Annotated in this window: 13 protein-coding genes, 3 tRNA genes and 1 pseudogene; 16 read left to right on the top strand and 1 reads right to left on the bottom strand. The window is 40.4% G+C overall.

Annotated features, from left to right (window positions below):
* From IEX94_RS19785 to IEX94_RS10385, 12 genes and pseudogenes are all read left to right on the top strand, one after another.
* Nucleotides 1-182 (top strand): annotated as a pseudogene (locus tag IEX94_RS19785) (hypothetical protein); the annotation flags it as partial.
* Between the two features lie 196 nt (nucleotides 183-378).
* Entirely contained in the window at nucleotides 379-663 is a 285-nt protein-coding gene (locus IEX94_RS10435) for a CopG family ribbon-helix-helix protein (RefSeq protein ID WP_156855994.1), read from the top strand.
* Nucleotides 664-666: 3 nt separating this feature from the next.
* On the top strand, nucleotides 667-1,026 hold the full coding sequence (locus IEX94_RS10430; RefSeq protein ID WP_156855993.1) for a type II toxin-antitoxin system PemK/MazF family toxin: 360 nt from the start codon (nucleotides 667-669) through the stop codon (nucleotides 1,024-1,026).
* Between the two features lie 260 nt (nucleotides 1,027-1,286).
* Nucleotides 1,287-2,156 carry an RsbT co-antagonist protein RsbRA gene (gene rsbRA / locus IEX94_RS10425; protein ID WP_156855992.1) on the top strand — a complete coding sequence of 290 codons (870 nt, stop codon included), beginning with the start codon at nucleotides 1,287-1,289 and terminating at the stop codon, nucleotides 2,154-2,156.
* Between the two features lie 15 nt (nucleotides 2,157-2,171).
* Nucleotides 2,172-2,528: an STAS domain-containing protein gene (locus IEX94_RS10420; protein ID WP_156855991.1), complete on the top strand. Its 357-nt coding sequence runs from the start codon at nucleotides 2,172-2,174 to the stop codon at nucleotides 2,526-2,528.
* Nucleotides 2,529-2,531: 3 nt separating this feature from the next.
* Nucleotides 2,532-2,933: an anti-sigma regulatory factor gene (locus IEX94_RS10415; protein ID WP_188857116.1), complete on the top strand. Its 402-nt coding sequence runs from the start codon at nucleotides 2,532-2,534 to the stop codon at nucleotides 2,931-2,933.
* Between the two features lie 112 nt (nucleotides 2,934-3,045).
* Nucleotides 3,046-4,059, top strand: coding sequence for a PP2C family protein-serine/threonine phosphatase (locus IEX94_RS10410; protein WP_188857115.1), 1,014 nt, complete (start codon nucleotides 3,046-3,048; stop codon nucleotides 4,057-4,059).
* Between the two features lie 87 nt (nucleotides 4,060-4,146).
* Complete coding sequence (locus tag IEX94_RS10405; protein ID WP_156855988.1) at nucleotides 4,147-4,479, top strand: STAS domain-containing protein; 333 nt, start codon at nucleotides 4,147-4,149, stop codon at nucleotides 4,477-4,479.
* Entirely contained in the window at nucleotides 4,479-4,955 is a 477-nt protein-coding gene (gene rsbW, locus IEX94_RS10400; RefSeq protein WP_156855987.1) for an anti-sigma B factor RsbW, read from the top strand. The genes IEX94_RS10405 and rsbW overlap by 1 nt, the downstream gene beginning before the upstream one ends.
* Nucleotides 4,927-5,718, top strand: a complete 792-nt coding sequence (gene sigB, locus IEX94_RS10395) for an RNA polymerase sigma factor SigB (protein ID WP_156855986.1) — start codon at nucleotides 4,927-4,929, stop codon at nucleotides 5,716-5,718. Before rsbW ends, sigB begins: the two co-directional genes overlap by 29 nt.
* 1 nt (nucleotide 5,719) lies before the next feature.
* Nucleotides 5,720-6,310, top strand: a complete 591-nt coding sequence (locus tag IEX94_RS10390; RefSeq protein ID WP_188857114.1) for a SpoIIE family protein phosphatase — start codon at nucleotides 5,720-5,722, stop codon at nucleotides 6,308-6,310.
* A 104-nt stretch (nucleotides 6,311-6,414) separates the two neighbouring features.
* Complete coding sequence (locus tag IEX94_RS10385) at nucleotides 6,415-8,574, top strand: Tex family protein (RefSeq protein WP_373290827.1); 2,160 nt, start codon at nucleotides 6,415-6,417, stop codon at nucleotides 8,572-8,574.
* 232 nt (nucleotides 8,575-8,806) lie between these two features.
* Here IEX94_RS10385 and IEX94_RS10380 read toward each other — a convergent pair whose 3' ends face one another.
* On the bottom strand, nucleotides 8,807-10,297 hold the full coding sequence (locus IEX94_RS10380; protein WP_156855983.1) for a catalase: 1,491 nt from the start codon (nucleotides 10,295-10,297) through the stop codon (nucleotides 8,807-8,809).
* A 406-nt stretch (nucleotides 10,298-10,703) separates the two neighbouring features.
* Between IEX94_RS10380 and IEX94_RS10375 the strand changes: the two genes are divergently transcribed.
* From IEX94_RS10375 to IEX94_RS10360, 4 genes are all read left to right on the top strand, one after another.
* Entirely contained in the window at nucleotides 10,704-11,150 is a 447-nt protein-coding gene (locus IEX94_RS10375; RefSeq protein WP_156855982.1) for a SprT family protein, read from the top strand.
* Nucleotides 11,151-11,374: 224 nt separating this feature from the next.
* A tRNA-Asn gene (locus tag IEX94_RS10370) sits at nucleotides 11,375-11,449 on the top strand.
* Between the two features lie 3 nt (nucleotides 11,450-11,452).
* A tRNA-Ser gene (locus IEX94_RS10365) sits at nucleotides 11,453-11,544 on the top strand.
* An 11-nt stretch (nucleotides 11,545-11,555) separates the two neighbouring features.
* Nucleotides 11,556-11,627: transfer RNA gene (locus IEX94_RS10360), tRNA-Glu, on the top strand.
* Nucleotides 11,628-11,781 lie beyond the last annotated feature (154 nt).

The raw sequence follows: 11,781 nt of genomic DNA, 5'->3' as shown, positions 1-11,781 counted from the left end.
GAACTTCCTGTTCGTCGAAAGGCATAGGTGAGACCCCGCAGGGCGGCAGTCCGAGGAGGCTCACCAGCCGCCTGCGGAAAGCGAGAGGTGTCTGGACTGCGGACTTCCAGATGAAAGTTGCACTTACGCTGTATGAAAGCAATATTAGAGCCTTTTTAAATATTATTCGTCTAAATGTTTAAGGTTTGAGGTTGGGAGAAATAATTGTATTTACATCTGCCAATATGAACATATACCCTAATTTGCAAGGGAAAAAACGAAGAAAATTTGTTTTTTTGTAAGAAAACTATCGGAATCCCTTTGCATTCAAGCGTATTCAATGATACTATTAAGTAGAAATTATATTATATGTTCATCAGTTGGCGGAGGTGCATCATTTTGTCAGAGGGTTTACAGGAAGTGATGGTTAAATTACCTAAAAATCTTCTTAACGAGGTGGATGGTTTGGTGAAAAATGATAATGGTGATTTAAGTGAGTTCATTTATCAGGCAACGAAGAACTATTTAGAGCAGAAGAAACAGGCGCATTTCCAGCAATTTATGGAAACGATGCGACGCGGTTATGAAGAAATGGGCCACATTAATCTTAACATAGCTTCAGAGGCTTTCCAGGCTGAAGAGGAGGCTGATGACACCCTAGAGCGCACTGTGATCGGGGTGTAGCATTTGAACGTGCAAAGAGGCGAGGTATACTTCGCTGACTTATCTCCTGTGGTTGGATCCGAACAGGGAGGAGTGCGTCCGGTATTGATTATCCAGAATGATATCGGAAATCGTTTTAGTCCAACGGTAATTGTAGCAGCTATCACAGCACAAATCCAAAAGGCTAAGTTGCCTACCCATGTTGAAATCGATGCCAAAAAATATGGTTTTGACCGAAATTCTGTTATTCTCTTGGAACAGATTCGAACGTTGGATAAGCAGCGATTAACAGATCGAATAACAAGACTAGATAAAGAAATGATGGAGAAAATTAACCGGGCGATTGAAATAAGCCTAGGGCTGAAGGATATATATGATCATTGATGAAACCTTTCAACTATAATAATTGGAAGGTTTTTTTGTGCTTTCCTTACTATTGAAATAGTCCTTCTTTCTCTTTTTGGCGGGGAGTTGGTATGGTACGATTTTTAAAGAATGGTTTTTTTAGGCATTTTCGTACAAAATACGATGCATTCCTAATTAGACGCGAATTATTGGATAAAATGGTTTCGAAATAGTCTAACGATGAAAAAGCATGTTATTATAGGGAATAAGCATGAATATAGAAGACGGGGGTATTAAGAGTGGAGACAAAGTTTAAACGAATTGTTCTTGAAAACAGTGATGCTATTGTTCAGATGTGGATGGATAATGTTCGCAATCTGAAAGATGAAAATTACACAACAAATATCGGGGACGAGCTTTACGAAAGCACGAACCGCGAATTTATGAATGTGATTTTTACAAGTATTCAAAGTCAAGGATCGATGGAAGAAGTTGAACAATTCTCCGAGAAAATTATTAATCTTGGCTGGCCACTAAGCTATATTACGGATGGCTTACAAGTATTTAGACGGGTGACCGTTGATTATATCTTGTCTAATCTGGACGATATGGACGATACGGAACAGATTAAAAGTGTATTTCAAAGTGTGGATGACTGGGTGGAACCGATTATTCGCAAGTTGGTAAATGAATACACAGGCAACTGGGAACAGATCGTTTCCTTGCAGCGTGTTGCACTTCAGGAATTGTCAGCCCCCCTTATCCCAGTAATGGACAGGATTACAATCATGCCGCTTATCGGGACGATTGATACCGAACGGGCAAAGTTAATTATGGAAAATTTGCTGCAAGGTACGATCAACCATAACTCGGAAGTTGTCCTTATTGATATTACAGGCGTACCAGTTGTTGATACGATGGTTGCGCATCATATTATTCAAGCAGCGGAAGCCGTCCATTTAATCGGGGCGAAATGTATTCTAGTTGGTATCCGTCCGGAAATTGCCCAAACAATCGTGAATTTAGGCATTGATTTAAGCGATTTTTCGACAAAGAGCTCCTTGAAAAAAGGATTCATGTCTGCACTGGAAATAACGAACAGGAAAATTGTTCCGCTAGAAGGGAAAAGCAGGGAAGAACAGATAAAGAATATTATTGATTCGATATAAAGGAGAGTGAGATCTTTGCGTATACCAATTCTTAAGCTGAATAATTATCTGCTGATATCGATTCAAACAGAAATAGATGATCAGACAGCTATACAGTTCCAAGAAGATTTATTGGATGAAATATATAAAACAGAGTCTTCTGGAGTAGTGATTGATTTAACATCGGTCGATATCATCGATTCATTCATTGCGAAAGTTCTTGGAGATGTGGTTACAATGTCAGATTTAATGGGGGCGAAAGTAGTATTAACGGGTATTCAACCCGCTGTTGCAATGACATTGATTGATCTAGGAATAAATATGAAAAATGTACCAACCGCATTGGATCTTGAGCAAGGGCTTCTCAAACTCCATAAGGAATTGGGGGTATAATAGATGAACCCTCAGTCCTGTGTGCACATTCATAAAGAGTGGGATATTGTAGGGGCGCGTCAGCTTGGTAGGGAAATGGCGAAAGAAATCGGCTTCAGTACCGTTGATCAAGCTCGAATTGCGACTGCAATATCGGAACTCGCTCGAAATATATATTTATATGCCGATCAAGGGAAGATATCCTATGAAATAATCTATAATAATAGTAGGACAGGGCTGTGTTTAATTGCTGAAGACGAGGGCCCAGGGATTTCTGATATAAGTCAAGTAATGGAAGATGGCTTTACGACATCTGGAGGACTAGGCGCTGGATTGCCTGGAGTAAAACGCTTGATGGATGAATTCGAAGCTTATTCCGAGATAGGGAAAGGTACAACAATTAAAACGGTTAAGTGGCTGCGCTAATTACGAAGCGTACTAGATAATCTTGAAGAGTTATGGAGTGTTTGCTATCAGCTTGCACTCCATCCTTATTATATAAGGTAAGAGAGATGGAGATCGAGATAGGGGGAATACAATGGAGAATTTTTTCAAGGAAAAAGCAGATGAATATAAAAAACTGCTGGCGGAATATATTGAGTTTCAAGATGAAAAAGCACTCTACGGTGTTGAATTGGTCAGCAAAGCTTTTATCAAGCATAATATCTTACCGGAGGAAATTGTCAATATACATATTAAAGCGCTGAAAGAGTTATATCCGGACTTATTCGCTTCCTTTGAACATTCACTTGATTTCCTTTTGGAAGCGATGATATCTTATGGACTTGCCCATCAAGAAATTCAAAACCTCCGAGAACAGCAAATTGCTTTAAAATCGGAAATATCGGTTGCTGCACAGATGCAGAAGACATTATTAAAAACGAAGAAGCCGGATATAGCCGGGCTCGATATCGGTGTTATCAGTGTTCCGGCTAACCAGATGAACGGTGATTACTATAGCTTTTTGCAAAACTTGGATGGTACAATCGGGATTGCAATGGCAGATGTGATTGGAAAAGGTGTACCGGCTGCACTGTGCATGTCGATGATCAAATATTCGTTAGATAGTTTGCCGAAAGAGTCTACGCCACCACCGGTCATTTTGGGGAATTTAAACCGGGTCGTGGAAAGGAACACCGAGTCCAATATGTTCATTACCATGATGTATGGCGAATATAACCCAGAAACGGGCAAACTTGTTTATTCCTTTGCCGGACACGAACCGGGCTACTATTATTGTGCTGATGAGGACCGTTTTACAGAGTTTTCAACAGCTGGTCTTGTTCTCGGTGTTTCCGAAGATGTAGAATATGAACAAGCGGAAATTGAAATCGCAAAAAACGACATGATTGTCTTAATGACAGATGGTGTCACGGAATGCCGGGATGGTGACCGGTTCATCGAAATCGATGAGGTGTTTGATGTGATTCGACAATACTTGCATCTGTCCGCTCAAGATATGGTGCAAGAAGTTTATCGTTATTTTGAAAGGTTGCAAGATTTCCAGCTTCAAGATGATTTTAGTTTATTAATTTTACGAAAGACGGTTTAAGACTTTTTGCAACCGGGTAATAAAGATATGTGTCTAGAAATAGTAAATCCATACATTTAGAATATATTATTAGATGGGGGGATTACCTTGAATCTTGAAATTACACTTACCGAAGAAGGAAACCAATCAATTATAACACTTGCTGGGGAGATAGATGCATATACCGCTCCTGACCTGAAGGAAACATTTGGAATTGTAACGAAAAAAGCCGGACAGGAAGTCATTGTTGATTTGGAACATGTTACATACATGGATAGTACTGGCCTTGGATTGTTCATTGGTGCGTTGAAGTCCACTAAAGAGAATGATAGTGAGCTAAAGTTGGTGAACCTCCAAGACCGCGTTTACCGTCTATTCCAGATTACCGGGCTGGATGAAATTATGGATATTAAGGCAGCGATTAGAGGTGGAAATGAATAATGGAGAAGTTTGAATTTGTTGAAATGACAATCCCGGCTAAAGCAGAATATATTGGTGTCATTCGATTGAGTCTCTCTGGTATTGCGAACCGAATGGGCTTTTCCTATGAGAGTATAGAGGACTTAAAAATTGCCATTTCAGAAGCGATAACAAACGCAGTCACCCATGCCTATGAAAAGGATGAAAAAGGTGAGATCCAAATTGGCTTCGGTATCTATGAAGATCGTCTTGAAGTGATGGTTGCAGACCGAGGAGTTAGCTTTGATGTAGAAGAAGTCCGTAAAAAGGCAGGTCCATACAAGAAATCAAAACCAGTGGAGGATTTACAGGAAGGTGGGTTTGGTCTTTTCCTAATCGATGCACTAATGGATAAAGTAGAAATACATGATCATAGTGGAATTATTATCATTATGACTAAATATATAAATGAAGCAGAGGTGGGTCTAGATGGCGACCGAATCTCAACCACATCATAAAGGAAGAGATGAGGTATACCAATGGATAAGACATTTACAAGAAAACCCCACTGATGAAGCAGTTCAGGAAAAGATTGTATTACATTATAAAGACCTGGTGGGATCCATTGCAAGAAAATATTCAAGAAACAGCATTATTTATGAAGATCTCACGCAGGTTGGGATGATTGGTCTTTTAGCCGCTGTGAAGAGGTATGATGAAACGTTCGGGAAATCGTTTGAATCCTTTGCGATTCCGACGATCATTGGTGAAATTAAACGCTACTTGCGTGACAAAACATGGAGTGTCCATGTCCCGAGGCGAATTAAAGAACTTGGGCCGAAAATTAAAAAGGCAGTTGATGAGCTGACAAGGGCGAATCAGAAATCTCCTACGGTGGAAGAAATTGCAGATTACCTGGAAGTTTCTGAAGAAGAAGTGCTGGAAACGATGGAAATGGGTAAAAGTTATAAAGCACTTTCCGTTGACAGAAAAGTTGAAGCGGATTCGGAAGGAAGTACAGTTGCAATACTAGATCTCGTCGGAGATGAAGATACGAGTTATGATACAATCGATCAGCGAATGATCCTCGAGAAAGTAATGCCGATTTTATCCAAGCGGGAGCAGCTTATTTTACAATACACGTATTTTGAGAATAAGAGTCAGAAGGAAACGGGTGAAATATTAGGTATTTCGCAGATGCACGTCTCCAGATTACTTCGGAAAGCCTTATTAAAATTAAGGGAAGCAATCCAAACGGACCAATCCGAGGTGTTGGATTAATATGGGACAATCAAATGTATTTGTTTCCGTGTACCAACAGCCAAAGCAAGGGAATACTTTTTGTGGAGACAGTTATTTCTACAATGAGACAGAGGATCATTTTATTTGTGCGATCGCTGATGGGCTCGGAAGTGGAGAGTATGCTATGGAATCTTCCCAGGCGGTCATTGACATTATTAAAGAGAACAATCATGTTAGTGTGGAAGAACTCGTTAGAAAAAGCAACGAAATTTTATATGGGAAGCGTGGGGTAGTCCTCGGTATCTTGAAGATGGATTTCCGGTCCGAGGTCTACTCTTTCTCTTCAATTGGAAATATCGGGATTATGACAGTGACTGATGATCGAGTGAAAAAGCGTAATATCCCGAACACTGGCTATCTGGCGGGGTATAAGCGCTCCATTAAAGTGGAAAACTATAAGTTGAACAAAGGCACTAATTTTATTATGTTTTCAGATGGTGTGAAGGATAAAGAGTTATCCCACTGTTATTTCACCGATAAAGATGTAAATAGAATTACCAAAGCCTATGAATTAACTTCTGAACCAAATCGCAGCGATGATACGACGCTAATTGCGATAAGGTATGATTGAGGAGGAATATGGAGAACCGGTGCTAGGCGCCGGTTTTTTCGCGTGAAGCTGACGCTATATCCTGAATTCTGGTAAAATAGAGGAATAAGGAGGAAGATATGTCGATGAGTTATGATAATGAGTTATTTCAATTGGTAGCTAGAGAAACAAATATAAAAACGCCTGTAATTGAAAAAGTTATTGCTTTATTTGATGAGGGAAACACTGTACCTTTTATTGCGCGTTACCGAAAGGAAATTACAGGTGGACTTGATGAAGTAGAAATTAAATTGATTCAAGATAAATGGACGTACGCACTTCAATTATCCCAGCGTAAAGAAGAAGTGTTGCGCATTATTAAGGAGCAGGGCAAGTTAACGGAAGAACTGGCATTGGAGATTAAATCAGCAACCCAGTTACAGCGGGTGGAAGATTTATATCGGCCATATAAACAGAAGCGAAGAACCCGGGCAACGAAGGCGAAGGAGAAAGGTCTTGAACCGCTCGCAACTCTAATTTGGGAACAAAACGATATTGATTTACATAAAGAAGCGGAAAATTATTTGTCCGATGAGTATGAATTAACTACAGTGGCAGAAGTGCTAGAAGGTGCGAATGATATAATCGCTGAATGGATTTCTGATATTCCAGAGTACCGGGAATATATTCGAGAGGAGACATGGAAGCGTGGTAAGCTCGTTTCCGAAGTGAAGAACGAGGAACTCGATGAAAAGAAAGTATATGAAATGTATTACGAATACGAAGAAAATATCCGTTCGCTTGTATCGCACCGTATCCTCGCGCTTAATCGCGGAGAAAAGGAAGATGTTTTAAAAGTATCCATTCAGCCACCAATCGAGAAGGTTGTCGACTATTTGAACCGGAAAACGGTGAAGCGTTCTACTACTGGTGCGGTTGCTGAGTTTTTAAAGCTTGCGGTAGAGGATAGTTATAAACGATTGATCCAACCCTCAATTGAAAGAGAGATCCGGAATGCACTGACTGAAAAAGCGGAGGACCAAGCGATTGACGTCTTTGCCGTAAATTTAAAAAACCTACTCCTCCAGCCGCCATTAAAAGGAAGAACAATCCTTGGTGTCGACCCTGCATTCCGGACAGGCTGCAAGTTAGCTTTAGTTGATGAAACAGGGAGAGTTCATGACGTCTCTGTGATCTATCCTACAGCTCCGAGACTCGACGTGAAAGGTGCAGAGGAAACAGTCCTTCATTTTATTGAGAAATATAAGGTGGAACTAATTGCGATTGGGAATGGCACGGCATCCCGGGAGACCGAGCAATTTATTTCTGATTGTATTCAAAAAAATGGGCTCGACATTCCGTATATTATTGTGAATGAAGCAGGGGCGAGTGTGTACTCTGCATCAGAACTTGCACGGGAAGAGTTTCCTGATTTACAAGTAGAGGAACGGAGTGCTGCTTCAATTGCCCGCCGTGTGCAGGACCCGCTTGCAGAACTTGTAAAAATCGATCCCAAGTCGATTGGTGTTGGTCAATATCAGCATGATGTCAGTCAGAAAGCGTTGAATGACTCTTTAACATTTGTCGTAGAAACAGCTGTTAACCAAGTTGGTGTTAATGTGAATACCGCCTCTACTTCTTTATTACAATATGTATCTGGTCTAAGTAAGACCGTAGCCAATAATATCGTAACAAGACGAAATGAGGAAGGAAAGTTCACGAATAGGAAACAATTGAAGAAGATTCCACGGCTCGGGGCTAAAACTTATGAACAAGCGATTGGTTTCTTGCGGGTTATTGATGGAGAAAACCCGCTTGACCGGACACCGATTCACCCGGAGAGCTATAAACCGACAGAAGAACTTCTGAAATTATTAGGCTATACAATAGAAGATATCGGAACAGACGAATTGCGTGAAAAGTTTAAGACAATCAGTAGTAAAGAGATTGCTGAAGAACTAGCTATCGGTGAACCGACATTAAAGGATATTATCGATGCACTAAGCCGTCCGGAAAGAGATCCGCGCGATGATTTCCCGCAACCTTTATTGAAGCGGAATGTTTTATCTCTCGAAGATTTAAAACCGGGAATGGAGATGCAAGGTACCGTACGTAATGTTGTCGACTTTGGTGTCTTTGTCGATATTGGAGTAAAGCAAGACGGACTCGTGCATATATCTAAAATGTCCACTAAATTTGTGAAGCATCCAATGGACATTGCTTCTGTTGGGGATGTTGTGACGGTTTGGGTGGAAAATGTAGATGAAGAAAAAGGGCGTATAGCCCTTTCCATGGTGACAAACTAAAAAATCTGCTGAGGAGCACTTGATGCTCCCAGCAGATTTTTTCATTCTTGCCGTCCAGCGATTAGCGAGACTTTCTTCACCCCTGTACCATCCTAGGAGGCACATTCCGTACGTCGCTGCGACTACTGGATGTGCTCGTGCAAATGCTCCTCGGTGGAACGAGTAATTGCAGTCTCAGGTGTTGCGAAACGAATCGCGTTTTAAACCTACATGGGCGCTTTCGCTTTAGAATTTATTCTTTATCAACAGCTGCTTCAACTTCGCTTAGAGAGATACCGAGTGCTTTTGCTACTCCTTCTCCGTAAGCTGGATCAGCTTTGTAGCAGTTGACGATATGTCTTAACTGTACGTCTTTAGATACACCGTCCATGTTTCTTGCAGTGTTTTCGAATAGACGTTGTTGTGCTTCAGGAGACTGAAGACGGAATAACTTACCAGGCTGCTCGTAGAAGTTCTCATCTTGTTCATCGAAGTCCCAGTAATTTGCATCTCCGCCAAGCTCTAATGGTGGCTCCTGATGCTCTGGGCTGTCTTCCCACTCACCATAGCTGTTCGGGTTGTACGATACGTGTCCTCCTTGGTAAGGAACGATACGCATTGCACCGTCACGGTGGTATGGGTGGAAGTTCTCAGCGTTTTTCGGATAGTTAACTGGAATTTGCCAGTGGTTAACACCTAAGCGGTAACGTTGTGTATCACCGTAAGAGAATAGTCTTCCTTGAAGCATTCTATCTGGTGAGAATCCGATACCAGGTACAATGTTAGTTGGAGCAAATGCCGCTTGCTCAACTTCTTCAAAATAGTTTTGTGGGTTACGGTTTAGCTCTAATTCACCAACTTCGATTAGTGGGTAGTCACCTTTATACCATACCTTAGTTAAGTCAAACGGGTTGTCTGAATGATTTTTCGCTTGCTCATCTGTCATTACTTGGATGTACATTTTCCACTTCGGATTTTCACCACGATCAATTGCTTCACGTAAATCACGGATACTGCTGTCACGGTCTTTTGCAATTACTTCTTCCGCTTCTTCATCCGTAAGGTTTTCGATACCTTGTTGAGAATAGAAATGGAATTTAACCCAATGACGCTCATTATCAGCGTTGAACATACTATACGTATGACTTCCAAACAAATGCATATGTCTGAAGTCTTTCGGAATACCACGGTCAGACATGATAATTGTTACTTGGTGTAATGCTTCTGGAAGGCTACTCCAGAAATCCCAGTTTGCTTGTGCGTTATGCAAGTTTGTTACTGGGTCTTTCTTCACGACGTGGTTTAAATCAGGGAAACGCTTAGGATCTCTAAAGAAGAATACAGGGGTGTTGTTACCAACTAAATCCCAGTTACCTTCTTCTGTATAGAATTTCAAAGCTGCTCCGCGGATATCACGTTCTGCATCAGCAGCACCACGTTCACCAGCTACAGTAGAGAAACGTGCAAACATTTCTGTCTTCTTACCAACTTCAGAGAAAAGTTTAGCTTTGGTATACTTTGTGATGTCGTTTGTTACAGTTAATGTACCATAAGCACCGCCACCTTTAGCATGCATACGACGCTCTGGAATTACTTCTCTATCAAAATGTGCTAGTTTCTCTAAGAACCAAAAGTCTTCCATTAATAAAGGACCACGGGGACCAGCTGTTTTGGAATCATAATCGTTAGGAACTGGTGTACCAAAAGCTGTGGTCATTTTCATATTCTTTTTGTTGTTTTCCATACTTTTAATTCCTCCCTAATCTATTAACTACAATTATTATAATAACACAATTATTAGCAGATTACTATTAATATAGCCTAATATTTACTGCTTGGAAATACTAAATGCATCAATTAAAGCTAAGCCTCGCTTCAGAATCGAAATGACAGATTATTCCCTTAAGAAGAAGGTTAGAAGAAGATTATTTGATTATTCATCTTCTTTTTCTCAATTAATAATATTAAATGAGAAAAAGAGGGGATGTAACAGAGTGTTTGGGTCTATTGATAGTCATTCATCTGTATATCTTATACTAGAATTAATTAGAATAACAATAAACTTGCTTATTAAAAAGCAGGACATAAAGATGCGAGCGCTTATTATGATATAATGGGAGAAAAATAGGATAGTAAGGAAGTTATTTACGATGAATGAGCAGAAATTAAAGGAGTTGGTTCACCATCTTTCGGTTACTTTTTTCCATAAACCGTTTAAGGACCAGGTGCGCTTCAATCATAGACTTCGGACAACCGGAGGAAGATATATACCAACGAAACGATTAATAGAACTAAATCCGAAATACGCGCTTGAAACGGATGAAACTGAATTTCATGGTATTATCAAACATGAATTATGCCATTACCATTTACATATTGAGGGAAAGGGATATAAGCATGGTGATCGGGATTTTAAAGAGTTATTAAAGAAGACAGGATCCCCTCGGCACTGCAAACCACTTCCATCTGAAATTAATTCTTTTAAATATAAATATGAATGTTCCCGTTGCGGAAGGTTATATAAAAGGAAACGCAAGGTCGATACTAAGAAATATGTCTGCGGAAAATGTAAAGGGAAATTGGTTGCTATACAATAGGAAGAAACTGAAAAAATGGCCGAGCCGAATCAGCATCTCTTCAGCAGTAAAACATGAAACTTGTAAAAATGCGTTGACGAAATGTAAAAACCATGTTAAATTATATAAGCTAACGTTTTTGGTTGTCCCAAATCGTTAGTTTGAAACATTAAAAAAAGTAGTTGACAAGTGTTCAGCAATAAGGTATTATATTTCTCGTTGACATTATTTAACAGTTCAAACATTCCACAGTAGCTAAGTGGTAGAGCAATCGGCTGTTAACCGATCGGTCGTAGGTTCGAATCCTACCTGTGGAGCCATTCGGAGAAGTACTCAAGAGGCTGAAGAGGCGCCCCTGCTAAGGGTGTAGGTCGGTTTTACCGGCGCGAGGGTTCAAATCCCTCCTTCTCCGCCATTTAAATATATGGCCCGTTGGTCAAGTGGTTAAGACACCGCCCTTTCACGGCGGTAACACGGGTTCGAATCCCGTACGGGTCATCTTTTATAAAAAGATTGAAACGATCGTTTAGAAACAAATCCACAAACAATTTCCCGAAAACGCATAGTATTTGAGAAGCATTTGTTTGCGGAGGGAGTTTCTGGGAGTCGGGGTTAGATTCTAAACTTCTAACTCTATAATATAAGATGAAGT

It is taken from the genome of Oceanobacillus indicireducens (genome assembly GCF_014647195.1).
In the GTDB taxonomy this organism is placed as follows: domain Bacteria; phylum Bacillota; class Bacilli; order Bacillales; family Amphibacillaceae; genus Oceanobacillus; species Oceanobacillus indicireducens.
Note: the sequence above shows the minus strand (reverse complement) of the source record. Positions and strands in the feature narration are given on the sequence as shown.